We start from the raw sequence: 17,208 nt of genomic DNA, 5'->3' as shown, positions 1-17,208 counted from the left end.
TGAGCATCGGGATTCCTGGCATCGATTGGGCTACTGGCAAGAAGCCGCGAAGCTTATCACGGCGCCCCGGCTGTCTCGCAGCGCGTCGGCGCACAGAAACGCAGCCGCGCACCTCGCCATGCTCTATGGCGACAGGACGAACACAGGAATGAAGCGCCATTCGGTGAATGGACGACGAAACGGTCTCAGCCGCCGGTCATGCTCATGAAACGCACCACCTGGACTTGCTCGTCGGTGCGGAAGTGGTGCTTTTCCGGCTTGAGCTGCAGGGCATCCACCAGCGCATTGCGCAAGCGCTCGCTGTCACCCGGATAGCGGCGCATCAGGCTCTTCAGATCCAGCGCCCCCTCGTGGCCAAGACACAGCACCAACTTGCCCTCGGCTGTGATGCGCACACGGTTGCAGCTGCCGCAGAAGTTGTTGCTGTGTGGGGAGATGAAGCCGACCTGCGTCTCGCTGCCCGCCACTTGCCAGTAGCGCGAGGGGCCACCCGTGGCATGGCTGCTGCGCACCAGCGTATGGCGCGCCTCGATGCGTTCACGCACCTCGTCGCTGGAGCAGAAGGTGATCTGCCGCTGATGACTGGACACGCTGCCCAGTGGCATCTCTTCGATGAAGCTGATATCCAGCCCGCGCTCGATGGCGAATTCCACCAGATCGAGAATCTCGTCGTCGTTGCGCCCCTTCTGCACCACGCTGTTGAGCTTGATGCGCTTGAAGCCGGCGCTGCGCGCCGCCTCGATGCCTTCGAGCACCTGATCGAGCCGGTCACGGCGGGTCAGCTCGGCAAAACGCTCGCGCTTGAGCGAGTCGAGGCTGATATTGAGCCGCTTGACGCCGGCTTCGTGCAGCGATGCAGCGAGGCTCGGCAACTGCGAGCCGTTGGTGGTGATGGCCAGATCTTCCAGCTCGCTGCGCTCGCCCAGGCGCGCCAGCAAGCTGGTCAGCCCCTTGCGCACCAGCGGCTCGCCACCGGTCACGCGGATGCGCTTGACGCCCAGACTGATAAAGGCGTCAGCCACCGCATAGAGTTCTTCCAACGTGAGAATCTGCGCGCGAGGGGCAAAGACCATGTCCTCGCTCATGCAATAGGTGCAGCGAAAATCGCAGCGGTCGGTTACCGACAACCTCAGGTAGGTAATGCGCCGGCCGAATGGATCGACCAACTGGGAATCGGGCATGGAACTCTCCAACTGCTGGATGCGCCTGTAGTCAGACTATGCGCTAAGTACGATTCAGGCAAAGCGACGTTACCAATGGCGCAGCTGCAACGCCACCACGCGACATGCAGTCGCCGCAACGCAATGCTTTAATGGACCGCTTTGGCAGGTGACCGCGAAACCTGCCACCCGTGCGAGAGACCACTGCGAATGGACAACGATTCCCTGAAAACGATGAGCTGGCGTGAGCGGCTATACACCATCATCTTTTTCACCAATACCCCGGCCGGCAAGCGTTTCGATACCTGGCTGCTGGTGATCATCTTCGCCAGCCTGATCGTGGTGATGTTCGACAGCATCGCCTCGTTCAACGAACGGCACGGCCAGCTGCTGACCGCCCTGGAGTGGGGTTTCACCGCGATCTTTGCCACTGAGTATGTGCTGCGCATCTACACCCACCCCGAACCACGCAAGTACATCTTCAGCTTTTACGGTGCGGTCGATCTGCTCTCGGTGCTGCCCGCCTTCATTGCGCTGCTGTTGCCCGACGCCCAGTATTTGCTGGTGGTTCGCGTCGTACGCATGCTGCGGATCTTCCGCGTGCTCAAGCTCACCCCCTACCTCAGCCAGGCCAACTTTCTGCTCGTGGCGCTGCAGGGCAGCCGGCAGAAGATCATCGTTTTCCTCGTCAGCGTGACCACGCTGATCATCGTCTACGGCACGCTGATGTATGTGATCGAAGGGCCAAGCAATGGCTTCACCAGCATTCCGATAAGCATCTACTGGGCTGTGGTCACCCTGACCACTGTCGGCTTCGGCGATATCGTTCCGCATACCCCGTTGGGCAAGGCGCTGGCGACGATGGTAATGATCACCGGTTATTCGATCATCGCGGTACCGACCGGTATCTTCACCGCCGAGCTGGCCAACGCCATGCGCCAGGACAGCCTGCGCCACAATTGCCCTACCTGCGACAAGCTCACCCACGAGCCCAATGCGGCGTTCTGCAGCCGCTGCGGCAGCCAACTGTTCGAGCCGAAGCAGCAGGACACGGCAGACTGAGCGCAGCGACCCCGCGCCCATCCGTGCGCGCGGCGGCCACCTCGCTGATCACACCCGAACTGCCTACCAGCAGGGCTGTCACATCCTCAGATTCGCATCAGGCAGGATGGAGACCGGCATGCCCTTGCTCAAACTGCTGCACTTCGCCGCTCTGCTCTGCTGGTGCGGCTCGCTGCTGTATCTGCCGGCCCTGATCGCCGCCGGCACCAAGCGCAGCGACCAGCTCTTCTATCGCGACCATGCCCATCTTACCCGCATGGTCTTCACCCTCATCAGCACCCCCGCCGCACTGCTGGCCATCGGCTCCGGCACGGCGCTGTTCCTGCGCGACGGCACCCTGGCCGGCTGGCTGATCCTGAAACTCACGACGGTAACGGGCATGGCGCTCTGTCACGCCCTGTGCGGCGTGCTGGTGCTGCGCATCGAACGCCAGCCGGAGCGTGGCGTCACATACCAATGCATGGCGCTGGGTGTACTGGTGCCGGTTCTGATTGCCCTGACCCTGTGGCTGGTACTGGCCAAACCCTTCTGACTCAAGGAATGACCACCTCGCATGACCGATCGCCCGGCCCGCCTCGACCATTCCCTTCCTGCCTGCGTGAGCCGGGCATTTCCGGCACGTCGGAGCGACGACTCAGGGTGCCTGCTCGCCATCCAGATCCACACCGACCGCATGCTCGTAGACCAGCCGCCCGCCGAGGAACGCGGCCAGCGAGATCAGCACAGCGGTCAGCAGCGAGAGATAAAGCCCCCACATCGCGTCGCCGTCTCCACTATCCAAGCCCTGGTAGCGCAGCAGCCAGTTCAACGAGGCCAGCGAGAGCATCATCACCGCGAGGATCGCATGGCACCAGGCGGTGACCTTGCGGCGGATCTGCTGGACCGAAACCAGGTCGATGATGCCCGCAATGCTGGCGATCCAGCCGCCGATCGCGCCGACGCCCGACAGCCACAACCCTGCGCGCCACCAGAACTCGTCGAGTGTCCACAGGTAGGCCAGGTCGGCCGGCACCAGCCCGATCAGCGCGGCGACCGGAAAGTGGATCATCATCGGGTGCAGCGGATGGCCACCAATGGCGGCATTGCTATTGATGGACTCGCGTTCTATGGCCATCCAGCCCTCCCAGGCATTGAAGTGAAACGAGCCGTACGTGCGACGAGGCGAGACGGCAACCCTTTCAAATGGACCACACTGGCGCTGGCAGTTCCTTTGCTCGCTGCCTGCGACGGGCCGCAATCGGCGCTTTCACCGGCCGGCCCGATGGCCCGCGATGTAGCGAACGTCTGGTGGGCGATGTTCGGTTTCTCCGTCGTGGTGCTGCTGGCCATAAGCGTGCTGTGGATCTACGCCATGCTGCGCCGCCCGCAAACCCACAGCGCCGAAGAGGCCAAGCGCATCAACCGGCGCTGGGTCATCGGCGGCGGTATCGTTCTGCCCACCGTCAGCATCATCGCCCTGCTGGCCTTCGGCATTCCCACCGGGCGCAGCATGTTGCCGCTGCCGGTGGAAGGCGAACAGCCGCTGCGGATTCAGGTGATCGGCCATCAGTGGTGGTGGGAGGTGCGTTATCCGGAAAGCGGCGTGGTGACGGCCAACCAGTTCATCCTGCCGGTGGACCGGCCCGTCGACGTCGAGGTCACCAGCGCCGACGTGATCCACTCATTCTGGGTGCCGCGCCTGGGGGGCAAGCTGGACATGGTCCCCGGGCGAACCAACACCTTGCGCCTGCAGGCGGCGCAGACTGGCGTTTTCCGCGGGCAGTGTTCGGAGTTCTGCGGCAGCCAGCACGCGCACATGATCCTGCATGTCGAAGCGCTGGAAGCCGATGCATTCGCCAGCTGGATAGACGCCCGCGGAGGCCTCGAGCACCAGCCGCCTACAGGTGCGGCGGGCCAGGTGTTCGATGAGCGCTGCGGCCAGTGCCACCGCGTCGCCGGTGTCAGTGACGGCAATCGCGCCCCGGATCTGAGCGACCTGGCGACCCGCCCGACGCTGGGTGCCGGAGTGATTGCCAACGACGCCGAAGGCCTGCGCCGCTGGCTCAGCGATCATCAGAGCATCAAGCACGGCATTGCCATGCCGCGCCACGACGACATTCCCGAAGAAACCCTCGGCCAGCTTGCCGACTGGCTGGAGACGCTCGCTCCATGACCCCGACCCGCAACAGTGGCGCGCCCGCCACCGACCCTGACCAGCTGCACGACCAGTTCAACGAGGTCTGGGGCAACCCGCGCGGCTGGCGCGCGCTGACCATCGTCAACCACACCAGCATCGGACTGCGCTTCCTGGTGACCGGCGCGTTCTTCTTCCTGGTCGGCGGCCTGCTGGCGATGCTGATCCGCACGCAGCTCGCCCTGCCCGGCTACGAGCTGATGGAGCCGGACGTCTACAACCAGGTCTTCACCATGCACGGCACGGTGATGATGTTCCTCTTCGCGGTGCCGATGATGGAGGGGCTTGCGGTCTACCTGATCCCGAAGATGATCGGCGCCCGCGACCTGGTCTTTCCGCGGCTATCGGCACTGGGCTACTACTGCTACCTGTTCGGCGGGCTGATCCTGCTGTCGAGCATCTTTCTTGACGTCGCCCCCAAGGCCGGCTGGTTCATGTACACACCGCTGTCCAGCTCGGCGCACACGCCGGGGGTGAACTCGGATTTCTGGCTGCTGGGCATCACCTTCGTCGAAATCTCCGCGGTTTCCGCCGGGGTCGAGCTGGTGGTGTCGATCCTGCGTACCCGTACCAACGGCATGGCGCTGCACAAGATGCCGCTGTACGCCTGGTACATCCTGGTGATGGCGATGATGATCGTGGTCGGCTTTCCGCCGCTGATCCTCGGCTCGATCCTGCTGGAGCTGGAGCGCGCGGCCGGGATGCCGTTCTTCGATGTGGCACGTGGCGGCGACCCGATCCTCTGGCAGCACCTGTTCTGGCTGTTCGGTCACCCCGAGGTATACATCATCTTCCTGCCGGGCGCGGGAATCGTCTCGACGCTGATCCCGGTGTTCTGTCAGCGCCCGCTGGTGGGCTACCGCTGGGTGGTGCTGGGGGTGCTGACCACTGGCTTCATCAGTTTCGGCCTGTGGGTGCACCACATGTTCACGGTCGGCATTCCGCAGTTGGCCACCGCCTTCTTCTCGGCGGCGAGCATGCTGGTGGCGATCCCCACCGGCGTACAGATCTTCGCCTGGCTGGCGACGCTCTGGCTCGGCAAGCCGGTGTACAAGGTGCCGATGCTCTGGCTGGTGGGCTTTCTCATCGTTTTCGTCGCCGGCGGCCTGACCGGCGTGATGCTCGCCCTGGTGCCGTTCGACTGGCAGGTACACGACACCCACTTCGTGGTTGCGCACATGCATTACGTGCTGGTGGGCGGCATGGTCTTCCCGCTGATGGCCGGGCTGTATTACTGGCTGCCGCACTTCTCCGGTCGCATGCCCTCGGCCAAGCTCGGTCGCTGGGGCTTCTGGCTGTTCTTCATCGGCTTCAACGTCACCTTCATGATCATGCACTGGACCGGCCTGATCGGCATGCCGAGACGGGTCTACACCTATGACACCGGCCTCGGCTGGGACCTGCCCAACCTGGTGTCCTCGGTCGGCAGCTTCATCATGGCGGTGGGCGTGGCAACCATCCTGCTGGATATCGTCCTGCACTTTCGTTTCGGCGTTCCGGCGCCGAAGAACCCATGGAACGCGGATACCCTGGAGTGGGCCACCAGCCTGCCGCCCAGCGCCTACAACTTCGTCAGCCTGCCGGACGTGACCGACCGCCATCCGTTGTGGAAAGACCCGGACCTACCCGACAGCGTCGCCCGTGGTGAGCACGCACTGACCGTGATTGACCATGGCCGACGGGAAACCTGGGGCAGCGACCCACTGACCGGCAAGGCCCGCGAGATCATCCACCTGCCGGGCAACAGCTGGCTGCCGTTCATTGCCTCAGTGTTTCTCGCGGTGCTCTGCCTGAGCCTGCTGAACAAGTTCTACTGGGTCGCACTGGGTGCGACCGTGGCGACTCTAATCGTGCTCTTTCGCTGGTCCTGGGAGAACGGCGCGCATCCAGCGGCCGCGCCGGATGCCCATACCCAGCCCGGCGAACCGCCGCTGCATTCACGCACGTTCGACGGGCCGGGCCTGTGGGGCATGGGCGTAACATTGCTGGCCAACGGCGCGCTGTACCTTTCGCTGTTGTTCGGCTGGTTCTACCTATGGACCGTTTCGCCGCAGTGGCGGGTTCCGGAGAGCCAGCTCAACGGCTGGCTGATGTTCGCCAGCGCCGTGCTGCTGAGCGCCGGCACGCTCTGGCTGCACCGCCTGATCAAGCGTCTGCGGGCCGGCCCGCACAGCGGCTTGATGGCGCAGCTGGCATGGCTGGGGCTGCTGGCACTGGTGCAGTCGGCGATGCTGCTGTGGCTGATGCTGAGCGCCGGGCTGGCGCCGACCGAAACCGCGCATGATGCGGTGATCTTCGTGATGCTGGCCTATAGCCTGATTCACTGCGCCTTGGCCGCCGTGCTCACCATCCTGCAGGCCTGGCGCGTACAGCTCGGCTATGTCGGCGACAAGGCGCCCTACGAACCGGTGGTGGTCGAGCAGCTCTGGTATTACAACCTCGGCGTGCTGTGGGTCAGTTACGCGGCCATCGTGCTGTTCCCTGCGACCTGGGGAGGTGCCTGATGAAATACGCGCGAACGTCGCCCTACCATCCGATCCAGATCCCTATCGGCCTGATCATCTGGAGCCTGTGGTTCATAGCCATGTATGGCGGCCAGGCGGTGATCTGCAAACTCAGCCCGCCCGACCCGGCACAGGGTGTGTGGAACTGGCTCAATGCCGGCCTCGGCGTGCTCACTGTGCTGACTCTTGTGCTGCTGCTGTGGATGGCCGGTTATTTCTGGCGCCTGTCGCGCACACCCGAGGCGCTGAACGAGCGGCAGCAGTTCGTCACCAAGATCGCGGCGGGCATTCACTTCATCGCCGCCCTCGCCACGCTGTTCGTCGGCATTCCGCTGCTGCAGATACCGCCATGCCTGTGACCACCCGAACCAAGCGCTGGGGTTTTTTACCCCTACTGGCGATGACCATCAGCCTCGGCCTGCCCATGCCCGCGCTTGCCCACGGCCTGTTCGACGCCCATCTGCTCGACCGCGCGCCGCTGCTGCTGACCGCCCTGCTGGTGGCTGCGGCCTGGCTGCTGTACCTGCTCGGTAGCCGCAAGGTGCCGCCGCGGCGCCATGAAGCGCTCTGCTTTCACGCGGCAATGCTGCTGGTGGTGTTCTCGGTGTTCGGCCCTATCGACGACTGGGCGGAAACCAGCACTGCCTGGCACATGACCCAGCACATGCTGTTCATCATCGTGATCGCGCCGCTGTGGGCGCTGGCGCGGCCGCTGCCGCAATGGCGAGGCATCACCGGGCGCTTCGCCCAGCCGCTATGGACCGGCATTCTGCGTGCCGGGCGCTATCCCACATTGCTGGCGCTGCTGCATGGTGCGGTGATCTGGATCTGGCACACGCCGAAGCTCTATGTACTGGCGCTGGACAACCTCTGGTGGCACGCCTTCGAGCATGCATGCTTCCTGTTCACCGGCTGGCTGTTCTGGTGGTCGGCGCTGCGCGCGAACCCGAAGCAGGTACCGCAGGCGCTGATGGCAGTGCTGCTGACGCTGATACACACCGGCCTGCTGGGCGCCCTGCTCACCTTCGGTAGCGTGTCGTTCTACGGCGAAGGCCGCTCAGTGGAAGATCAGCAGCTGGCCGGTCTGATCATGTGGGTGCCGGGCGGGCTGATCTACCTGATCGGCGGCGGCTGGATCGCCTGGCGCTGGCTGACCCGCATGTGGCGCCGGCAGAACACGCGAGCCGCTGCCCCGGATACCTAAGGCTCAGCCAGGCATCACGTTTGCCGACGTCAGTCGACTTTCTTGCGAATCCAGTAGAGATAGGTGCCTGCGTCTTGCTGCTGTTCGACCAGATCATGGCCGAGGAACACGCAGAACTTGGGAATGTCGCGCTGGGTCGAGGGATCGGTGGCGATGACCTTGAGCATCGCCCCGCCAGCCAGGTCGCGCACCTTGTTGTGCAACATCATCACCGGCTCAGGGCAGTTCAGGCCGGTGGCGTCGAGCACGGCGTCGACAGTCATTTCAGCTGATTGGCTCATCAGTGGGCTCCGGAAAACAGGCGTGCATTGTGGCGCAAGCGCGCGGACAGGTCATCCGCAGGTGATCGACGATCAGAGGCGGCGCAGGTGACAGGTCACCTCTTCCCGGTCGTGATACAGCTGCTTGCAGCCAATACTGGCCTTGACGCCACGTTCGGCCAGCCCGTCAGCGATACGTTCGAGGAGGCGCTTGACCTCGGCATAGCGCTGCTTCATCGGCAGCTTGAGATTCACCACCGCCTCGCGGCACAGGCCCTCGCCGATCCAGGTTTCCAGCAGCGCAGCATTGCGCGCCGGCTTCTCGACGATGTCGCAGACCATCCAGTCCACCGGCCTCTTCGGGCGGAAGGTGAAGCCATCAGCACGAAAGTGCTCCACCAGCCCGGAATCCATCAGGTCGGCGTTCATCGGCCCGTTGTCCACCGCGCTGACCTTGATATGCCGGTTGACCAGCTGCCAGGTCCAGCCGCCCGGCGCCGCGCCGAGATCGACCCCGGTCATGCCCGCCGCCAGCCGCGTATCCCATTGCTCGCGCGGGATGAAATGGTGCCAGGCCTCTTCCAGCTTGAGCGTCGAGCGGCTGGGCGCCTGGCGCGGAAACTTCAGCCGCGGGATACCCATCGGCCACAGCGCGCTGTTGTTTGCCTCGGCGGTGCCGGCGAACACCTCGCGTCCGCTCTTGAACGTGAGCAGCAGGCGCGGTCCCTTGCCTTCTTCGTCGAGGCGACCGGCCTTGATCAGTGCCTTGCGCAGCGGCGCCTCGAACTTGCGACAGAAGTTGGAAAGCTCCTTGCCATCGTTGGTATCCAGCACTTCAAGCCATAGGCTGCTGCATACCGGATAGCTCGCCAGATGCGCCAGCAGCACGCTGATCCGGTCGGTTTCCGGCAGTTGCACGTACTCGCCACGCGCCCACTGCCGCGGAAAGATCAGCTCGGCGAAACGCAGCCGGCGCATCAGCTTCTCGGCACCGCCGGCTTCGCTGCAGATGAACTCGGCGCAGGCGCTGTCGGGCCGCGCCTTGGCATAGCCTGCGACTTCGAGGATGGCGGCGTGCTCACTGATTTCCGCACACACCTCGCCCTCGAAACCGGGACGGCAATGCAGCAACAATGTGTTCATGTTCGAATCCTGTCAGCGGTATGGCCTGGACCAAAGCCGCGCATCATAGCCGACCGCGGGAACCCTCGCCCGCATCGCCCGGTCCAGTGCAGTAGCGAAACACCTGCCCAAGGGCTAGTTTCAAAGCTCGTTCATCAGCCAGCCCCTCACCGTGTGGGCACAAGGAGATGAGGAATGCCTTCCCTGGATAGCCTGAAATGTCGCCGCAGCCTCGAGGTTGCCGGCAAGACCTACCACTACTACAGCCTCCCCGAAGCGGCCGCCCAGCTGGGCGACATCAGCCGCCTGCCAACCTCGCTGAAAGTGCTGCTGGAAAACCTGCTGCGCTGGGAAGACGGCGAGACGGTACGCGGTGAGGACCTCCAGTCGCTGGCGCGATGGCTGCAGACGCAGAGCTCCGAGCAGGAGATCCAGTACCGCCCGGCCCGTGTACTGATGCAGGACTTCACCGGCGTACCGGCCGTGGTCGACCTCGCCGCCATGCGCGATGCCGTGGCCAAGGCCGGGGGAGATCCGCAGAAGATCAACCCGCTGTCGCCGGTGGACCTGGTGATCGACCACTCGGTGATGGTCGACCGTTTCGGCAGCGACCATGCCTTCGAACAGAACGTCGAGATCGAGATGCAGCGCAACGGCGAACGCTACGAGTTCCTGCGCTGGGGCCAGCAGGCCTTCGACAACTTCAGCGTAGTGCCGCCGGGTACCGGCATCTGCCACCAGGTCAACCTGGAGTATCTCGGCCAGGTGGTCTGGACCCGCGAAGAGAACGGCGAGACCGTCGCCTACCCCGACACCCTGGTCGGCACCGATTCGCACACCACCATGATCAATGGCCTCGGCGTGCTGGGCTGGGGCGTCGGTGGCATTGAGGCCGAAGCGGCGATGCTTGGCCAGCCCGTGTCGATGCTGATTCCCGAAGTGATCGGTTTCCGCCTGAGCGGCAAGCTCAACGAAGGCGTCACCGCGACCGATCTGGTGCTGACCGTGACGCAGATGCTGCGTAAGCACGGCGTGGTCGGGAAGTTCGTCGAATTCTACGGCCCGGGTCTGGATCACCTGCCGCTGGCCGACCGGGCGACCATCGGCAACATGGCACCCGAATACGGTGCCACCTGCGGCTTCTTCCCGGTCGATCAGATCACCATCGATTACCTGCGTCTGACCGGCCGCGACGAAGAGCGTATCGCGCTGGTCGAGGCCTACAGCAAAGCGCAAGGCATGTGGCGTGACAGCGACTCGCCGGACCCGGTGTTCACCGCCACGCTGGAACTCGATCTCAGCCAGGTACGCCCCTCGGTGGCCGGTCCCAAGCGTCCGCAGGATCGGGTCACCCTCGGCGACATCGGCGCCAACTTCGACCTGCTGCTGGAGACCGCTGGGCGCCAGGCTCAGGCGGATAGCGCGGTGCCGGTCGCAGGCGAAGACTTCCAGCTCAAGCATGGTGCAGTGGTGATCGCAGCGATCACCTCGTGCACCAATACCTCGAACCCGAACGTGCTGATGGCCGCCGGCCTGGTCGCCAAGAAGGCAGTGGAGCGCGGCCTCAAGCGTCAACCCTGGGTCAAGTCCTCACTGGCGCCCGGCTCCAAGGTGGTCACCGACTACCTCGAGCGGGCTGGGCTGACCCGCTATCTGGACCAGCTCGGCTTCAACCTGGTGGGCTACGGCTGCACCACCTGCATCGGCAACTCCGGGCCGCTGCCGGACGCCATCGGCCAGGCGATCACCGACAACGATCTGATCGTGTCGTCGGTGCTGTCCGGCAACCGCAACTTCGAAGGCCGCGTGCATCCGCTGGTCAAAGCCAACTGGCTGGCTTCGCCGCCGCTAGTGGTGGCCTTCGCCCTGGCCGGCACCACGCGAATCGACATGGATCGCGAACCGCTGGGCTACGACGGGCAGAACCAGCCGGTGTATTTGAAGGACATCTGGCCAAGCAGCACCGAAATCGCCGAAGCGGTGGCACGCATCGACGGCGAGATGTTCCGCAGCCGCTATGCCGACGTATTCAGCGGTGACGAGCACTGGCAGAAAATCCCGGTCAGCGCCGGCGACACCTATCAGTGGAACGCCGGCTCCAGCTATGTGCAGAACCCGCCCTACTTCAAAGATATCGGCCAGCCCCCGACGCCGCCTGCGGATGTCGAGAACGCGCGAATACTCGCCCTGTTCGGCGATTCCATCACCACCGACCACATTTCACCCGCAGGCAATATCAAGGCCAGCTCTCCAGCCGGCCTGTATCTGCAATCGCTGGGCGTGGCGCCGGATGACTTCAACTCCTACGGCTCGCGCCGCGGCAATCATGAAGTGATGATGCGCGGCACCTTCGCCAATATCCGTATCAAGAACGAGATGCTCGGCGGCGAGGAAGGCGGCAACACGCTGTATCAGCCGAGCGGTGAAAAGCTCTCGATCTACGACGCCGCCATGCGCTACCAGGCCGAAGGCGTGCCGCTGGTGGTAATCGCCGGCAAGGAGTACGGCACCGGCTCCAGCCGTGACTGGGCCGCCAAGGGCACCAACCTGCTCGGCGTCAAGGCGGTCATCGCCGAAAGCTTCGAGCGCATTCACCGCTCCAACCTCATCGGCATGGGCGTGCTGGCATTGCAGTTCGTCGGCGAGCAGACGCGCCAATCGCTGGGCCTCAATGGCACGGAGAAGCTGTCGATCCGAGGGCTCGGCGCGGACATCAAGCCTCGCCAGCTGCTTACCGTAGACGTCGAGCGAGCTGACGGCTCGCGTGATTCGTTCCAGGTGCTAAGCCGGATCGACACGCTGAACGAGGTCCAGTACTTCAAGGCTGGTGGCATCCTGCACTACGTATTGCGCCAGCTGATCGGCAGCTGAGCGCAAAAAGAAAAAACGCCGGTGCGAAGTCCTTTCGCACCGGCGTCAGCCACTCCCTTGGCATCGAATCTCCAGCCGCCTGGGCCTCCATGCACGGGTCCGGCTCCCTGAACTGGTCGCCGCTGCCTCCCTCGAGAGCAGCGTCCGGACATGCACCGACATTGCCGAAAAAGCATTGCAGAAAGATTAAGCCCCGACGTCCGCCAGTCGCCTGTATCGACAAAGCTGATCCTCGAATCAGCTTTCCGCTCAAGATCGCCACGCTACGGCCGACCCATTGGTCAGCCTGAGACCGAATTAAAACGATAAAGGTCAGGTGTGCCATTCCGAGAACACTTCTATGCCAGGCGTGAAAGTAGATGCGTAACAACCAGCCCGTAACCCAGCGTGAGTATGCCTTCCCCGATCAGCAGCGCCTCATCTCGACCACCGACCTGAAAGGCCAGATAACCTACTGCAACGACATCTTCGCCGAAGTCAGCGGTTTCACTCGCGACGAACTGATTCGAGCACCACACAATCTGGTGCGCCATCCCGATGTGCCGCCCGCGGTGTTCGAACACATGTGGGCGACCCTCAAGCAGGGCAAGCCGTGGATGGGGATCGTGAAAAACCGGCGCAAGACCGGTGATCACTACTGGGTCAACGCCTATGTCACGCCGATCCTGGATCAGCAACGCCAGGTAACCGGCTACGAATCCGTGCGAACCAAGCCGAGCCGCGAGCAGGTCCAACGGGCCGAAGCGCTATATGCTCGACTGAACGCGGGCAAGAGCGGTGTGCCCCGCCGCAATAATTGGCTTCCGGTATTGAAGAAATGGCTGCCGTTCATTCTCGTCAGCCAGGTCGGCTTTTTGGTAGGCGCTTCCTTTGATCACGCGATGGGATTCGTCGCGGCCGCGCTGCTGTCCGTTCCGCTCGGGCTTGCCGGGCTGCATTGGCAACAGCGCGGTCTGCGGCGCCTGATGCAGCTTGCCCAAGAGACCACCAGCGACCCGCTTATCGCCTGCATGTACACCGACAGCCGAGGCGTCGAGGCCCAGCTGGAAATGGCGATGCTCAGCCAGCAGGCGCACCTGAAGACCTGCCTGACCCGCCTGCAGGACACAGCGGTGCAGCTGCAGGGACAGGCCAAACAGGCCGATTCCCTGGCGCAGAATTGCGCCAACGGCTTGGCCCAGCAACATCAGGAAACCGAGCAGGTGGCCACGGCGATCAATGAGATGGCCGCAACGACGCAGGAAGTGGCCAGCAACGTCGCGCTGGCAGCCGACGCCACGCGTGAAGCCAGCCGGCTGACCGTTCACGGGCGCGAAGTCACCGCAGACACCCGCAAGGCGATTCAGCAGCTATCGGAATCGGTCAGCAAAGCCGGCGAGTCGGTCAACCAGCTGGCAAGCGACAGCGAGGCCATCGGCAGCGTGGTCGATGTGATCAAGAGCATCGCCGACCAGACCAACCTGCTCGCGCTCAACGCTGCAATCGAGGCCGCACGAGCCGGTGACAGCGGCCGCGGCTTCGCGGTGGTCGCCGATGAGGTGCGTCAGCTGGCGCAACGTACCGCGGCAGCCACCGGCGAAATCCACCAGCTGATCGAGAAGCTGCAATCGCAAGCTCAGCATGCGGTGTCGACGACCGAGCAGGGCCGTGTGCATGCGGCCCGTGGCGTCGAGCAGATGATCCAGGCAGACCAGGCCCTGAGTGGAATCAACGAGGCGATGGGCAACATCATCGACATGACCACCCAGATCGCCTCCGCCACCGAAGAGCAGAGCGCAGTGGCCGAGGAGATCAGCCAGAACGTCAGCACCATCGCCCGCCTGGCCGATCAGACGTCCGGCGACGCGCGCAGCTCGGCATTGCTCAGCGAAGCGCTGACCGCAACGGCCGAAGGCCAGTATTCGCTGGTCGAGCGCTTCAACCGCTGAACGGGTAACCCGCCCGGTCAGCCAGTTGGGCGGCCGACCGGGCCTGAAGCCTAGGCCAAGCCTCGCAGAAACGTCGCCACCGCCGTGACTGCGGCGTCCATGTGCTGATCATGCGTCAGCCCGGAACGCTTCAGCGGCTTGAGATCGTGGTCGGCGGCGGCCAGCCAGTGCAAGCTGATGGCAGCTGACAGCGGGTACTGCTCGACTGTCGCGCGGTTACCCAGCGCATCACGCTCGCCCTGGACGATCAACGTAGGCGTGAGCAATTTCTCCAGGTGGGCGGTGCGCGTTTTTTCCGGCTTTCCGGCCGGGTAAAACGGATAGCCCAGACACACCAGACCGTCGACACCCAGCTCGTCGGCCAGCAGGCTGGCCATTCGCCCGCCCATGGACTTGCCACCGATGACCAGCAGTCCTGTGGCCTGCTGTCGCACCTCGGCATGGACCTCCCGCCACTGAGCCAGCAGCTGCGCCTGCGGGCTGGGTGGTCTTTTGCTCGCGCCCAGGCGCCGCGCGGCCATATAGGCGAACTCGAAGCGGCATACCGCAACCCCGCGTGCGGCAAGGCGTACGGCTACTTCCTCCATGAACGGACTGTCCATCGGTGCCCCGGCGCCATGCGCCAGAATCAGGCTCACCCAGGCTTCATCCTGCGGCCGGTTCCACCTGACGAGATACCCTTTGTCACTTTGTGTGTATTGACCCGCGTCAATACCGGCAGATTGCCCTTTCCCCATCCTTGCCCCGCTTTCTATTAGAAAGAAAAAACTGCTCATTACCCGTGGATGGAAGCCCATACATGAACACAGCAACCAGTACCGCCTACAGCTACAAGGTGGTCCGCCAATTCGCCATCATGACGGTGGTGTGGGGAATCGTCGGGATGGGGCTCGGCGTTTTCATCGCAGCACAATTGGCCTGGCCTTTCCTGAACTTCGACCTCCCTTGGACCAGTTTCGGTCGTCTGCGCCCATTGCACACCAACGCGGTGATCTTCGCCTTCGGTGGCTGTGCATTGTTCGCGACGTCCTATTATTCGGTCCAGCGCACCTGCCAGACCACCCTGTTCGCGCCGAAACTGGCCGCGTTCACCTTCTGGGGCTGGCAGCTGGTCATCCTGCTCGCCGCGATCTCCCTGCCGCTGGGTTTCACCAGCTCCAAGGAATACGCGGAACTGGAGTGGCCGATCGACATCCTGATCACCATTGTCTGGGTGGCCTATGCGATCGTCTTCTTCGGCACGCTGGCGACGCGCAAGGTCAAGCACATCTACGTCGGTAACTGGTTCTTCGGTGCCTTCATCCTGACCGTGGCGATTCTGCATATCGTCAACAATCTGGAAATGCCGGTCACCGCGATGAAGTCCTACTCGGTATACGCCGGGGCGACCGATGCCATGGTCCAGTGGTGGTACGGCCACAACGCCGTGGGCTTCTTCCTCACCGCCGGCTTCCTCGGGATCATGTACTACTTCGTGCCGAAGCAGGCCGAGCGTCCGGTGTATTCCTACCGCCTGTCGATCGTCCACTTCTGGGCACTGATCACCGTCTACATCTGGGCCGGCCCGCACCACCTGCACTACACCGCGCTGCCGGATTGGGCGCAGAGCCTGGGCATGGTGATGTCGCTGATTCTGCTGGCTCCAAGCTGGGGCGGCATGATCAACGGCATGATGACCCTCTCGGGCGCCTGGCACAAACTGCGTAGCGACCCGATCCTGCGCTTCCTGGTGGTCTCGCTGGCGTTCTACGGCATGTCGACCTTCGAAGGTCCGATGATGGCGATCAAGACCGTCAACGCCCTCTCCCACTACACCGACTGGACCATCGGCCACGTTCACGCCGGCGCCCTCGGCTGGGTTGCCATGGTGTCCATCGGTGCGCTGTATCACCTGATCCCGAAAGTGTTCGGTCGCGCCCAGATGCACAGCGTCGGCCTGATCAACACCCACTTCTGGTTGGCCACCATCGGCACCGTGCTCTACATCGCCTCGATGTGGGTCAACGGTATCGCCCAGGGCCTGATGTGGCGCGCGATCAACGACGACGGCACGCTGACCTACTCCTTCGTCGAAGCACTGGAAGCCAGCCACCCCGGTTTCGTGGTGCGGATGATCGGTGGTGCGATCTTCTTCGCCGGCATGCTGGTGATGGCCTACAACACCTGGCGCACCGTGCAGGCTGCCAAGCCCGCCGAGTACGACGCTGCCGCGCAGATCGCCTGAGGAGCCTAGGTAAATGAAATCGCACGAGAAACTAGAAAAGAACGTCGGCCTGCTGGCCCTGTTCATGATCCTGGCGGTGAGCATCGGTGGCCTGACCCAGATCGTCCCGCTGTTCTTCCAGGACGCCGTCAACGAGCCGGTCGAAGGCATGAAGCCCTACACCGCGCTGCAGCTGGAAGGCCGTGACATTTACATCAAGGAAGGCTGCGTCGGCTGCCATTCGCAGATGGTACGCCCGTTCCGCGCCGAGACCGAGCGCTACGGCCACTACTCCGTGGCCGGCGAAAGCGTCTACGACCATCCGTTCCTGTGGGGCTCCAAGCGCACCGGTCCGGACCTGGCCCGCGTTGGCGGCCGCTACTCCGACGACTGGCACCGTGCGCACCTGTACAACCCTCGCAACGTCGTACCCGAGTCGAAGATGCCGTCCTACCCGTGGCTGGTCGAGAACACCCTCGACGGCAAGGACACCGCCAAGAAGATGACCGCTCTGCGCACCCTCGGCGTGCCCTACACCGACGACGACATCGCCGGTGCCCGGGATGCCGTCAAGGGCAAGACCGAGATGGACGCCATGGTCGCCTATCTGCAGGTGCTCGGCACGGCTCTGACCAACAAGCGCTAATCACAGCCAAGAAAAATGACGGCTGTCACACCAGCCGTCAGGGACTTCAATCGCGGACAGCCAGAGTTGCTCGGG

The 17,208-nt window shown here is 63.7% G+C and carries 15 protein-coding genes; 10 read left to right on the top strand and 5 right to left on the bottom strand.

The window, feature by feature from the left end; genetic code table 11:
* Nucleotides 1-185 precede the first annotated feature (185 nt).
* A complete protein-coding gene (gene moaA / locus OUY36_RS09740; protein ID WP_125886587.1) occupies nt 186-1,181 on the bottom strand; it encodes a GTP 3',8-cyclase MoaA in 996 nt (331 codons plus the stop codon).
* Between the two features lie 189 nt (nt 1,182-1,370).
* Between moaA and OUY36_RS09735 the strand changes: the two genes are divergently transcribed.
* Together OUY36_RS09735 and OUY36_RS09730 are read left to right on the top strand one after the other, a co-directional pair.
* A complete protein-coding gene (locus OUY36_RS09735; protein ID WP_267937839.1) occupies nt 1,371-2,222 on the top strand; it encodes an ion transporter in 852 nt (283 codons plus the stop codon).
* A 118-nt stretch (nt 2,223-2,340) separates the two neighbouring features.
* Complete coding sequence (locus OUY36_RS09730; protein WP_102841297.1) at nt 2,341-2,754, top strand: CopD family protein; 414 nt, start codon at nt 2,341-2,343, stop codon at nt 2,752-2,754.
* Between the two features lie 102 nt (nt 2,755-2,856).
* On the opposite strand, the gene OUY36_RS09725 is transcribed toward OUY36_RS09730, so the two are convergent.
* Nucleotides 2,857-3,336, bottom strand: coding sequence for a DUF2231 domain-containing protein (locus tag OUY36_RS09725; protein WP_003301826.1), 480 nt, complete (start codon nt 3,334-3,336; stop codon nt 2,857-2,859).
* A gap of 147 nt (nt 3,337-3,483) precedes the next feature.
* Between OUY36_RS09725 and coxB the strand changes: the two genes are divergently transcribed.
* From coxB to OUY36_RS09705, 4 genes are read left to right on the top strand one after another with little or no spacing between them, the layout of a single operon-like run.
* Nucleotides 3,484-4,374, top strand: a complete 891-nt coding sequence (gene coxB, locus OUY36_RS09720; protein WP_267937838.1) for a cytochrome c oxidase subunit II — start codon at nt 3,484-3,486, stop codon at nt 4,372-4,374.
* Nucleotides 4,371-6,899: a cytochrome c oxidase subunit I gene (gene ctaD, locus OUY36_RS09715; protein ID WP_267937837.1), complete on the top strand. Its 2,529-nt coding sequence runs from the start codon at nt 4,371-4,373 to the stop codon at nt 6,897-6,899. The genes coxB and ctaD overlap by 4 nt, the downstream gene beginning before the upstream one ends.
* Nucleotides 6,899-7,258, top strand: coding sequence for a hypothetical protein (locus tag OUY36_RS09710; RefSeq protein ID WP_267937835.1), 360 nt, complete (start codon nt 6,899-6,901; stop codon nt 7,256-7,258). The genes ctaD and OUY36_RS09710 overlap by 1 nt, the downstream gene beginning before the upstream one ends.
* Nucleotides 7,249-8,103 carry a cytochrome c oxidase assembly protein gene (locus OUY36_RS09705; RefSeq protein ID WP_267937834.1) on the top strand — a complete coding sequence of 285 codons (855 nt, stop codon included), beginning with the start codon at nt 7,249-7,251 and terminating at the stop codon, nt 8,101-8,103. The genes OUY36_RS09710 and OUY36_RS09705 overlap by 10 nt, the downstream gene beginning before the upstream one ends.
* A 29-nt stretch (nt 8,104-8,132) precedes the next feature.
* Here the strand turns inward: OUY36_RS09705 and tusA are convergent, their stop codons facing one another.
* Together tusA and rlmM are read right to left on the bottom strand one after the other, a co-directional pair.
* The gene (gene tusA, locus OUY36_RS09700; RefSeq protein WP_063543387.1) at nt 8,133-8,384 is read right to left on the bottom strand and encodes a sulfurtransferase TusA; all 252 of its coding nucleotides are present in this window, start codon (nt 8,382-8,384) and stop codon (nt 8,133-8,135) included.
* 72 nt (nt 8,385-8,456) lie between these two features.
* Nucleotides 8,457-9,506, bottom strand: a complete 1,050-nt coding sequence (gene rlmM / locus OUY36_RS09695; protein WP_267937832.1) for a 23S rRNA (cytidine(2498)-2'-O)-methyltransferase RlmM — start codon at nt 9,504-9,506, stop codon at nt 8,457-8,459.
* A gap of 174 nt (nt 9,507-9,680) precedes the next feature.
* Here rlmM and acnA point away from each other — a divergent pair, with 174 nt between their 5' ends.
* Both acnA and OUY36_RS09685 read left to right on the top strand, forming a co-directional pair.
* The gene (gene acnA / locus OUY36_RS09690) at nt 9,681-12,356 is read left to right on the top strand and encodes an aconitate hydratase AcnA (protein ID WP_267937830.1); all 2,676 of its coding nucleotides are present in this window, start codon (nt 9,681-9,683) and stop codon (nt 12,354-12,356) included.
* A 359-nt stretch (nt 12,357-12,715) separates the two neighbouring features.
* On the top strand, nt 12,716-14,284 hold the full coding sequence (locus OUY36_RS09685) for a methyl-accepting chemotaxis protein (protein ID WP_267937829.1): 1,569 nt from the start codon (nt 12,716-12,718) through the stop codon (nt 14,282-14,284).
* 50 nt (nt 14,285-14,334) lie between these two features.
* Here the strand turns inward: OUY36_RS09685 and OUY36_RS09680 are convergent, their stop codons facing one another.
* Nucleotides 14,335-15,021: an alpha/beta family hydrolase gene (locus OUY36_RS09680; protein ID WP_267938142.1), complete on the bottom strand. Its 687-nt coding sequence runs from the start codon at nt 15,019-15,021 to the stop codon at nt 14,335-14,337.
* 62 nt (nt 15,022-15,083) lie between these two features.
* On the opposite strand from OUY36_RS09680, the gene ccoN reads away from it, so the two are divergent.
* Entirely contained in the window at nt 15,084-16,508 is a 1,425-nt protein-coding gene (gene ccoN, locus OUY36_RS09675; protein WP_110777313.1) for a cytochrome-c oxidase, cbb3-type subunit I, read from the top strand.
* Nucleotides 16,509-16,521: 13 nt separating this feature from the next.
* Nucleotides 16,522-17,133: a cytochrome-c oxidase, cbb3-type subunit II gene (ccoO, locus tag OUY36_RS09670; RefSeq protein WP_267937828.1), complete on the top strand. Its 612-nt coding sequence runs from the start codon at nt 16,522-16,524 to the stop codon at nt 17,131-17,133.
* Nucleotides 17,134-17,208: the final 75 nt, after the last annotated feature.

The organism is Stutzerimonas sp. R40042 (genome assembly GCF_026642215.1).
Lineage (GTDB): Bacteria > Pseudomonadota > Gammaproteobacteria > Pseudomonadales > Pseudomonadaceae > Stutzerimonas > Stutzerimonas frequens.
The sequence above is the reverse complement of the archived record's forward strand: the minus strand, read 5'-3'. Positions and strand labels throughout refer to the sequence as shown.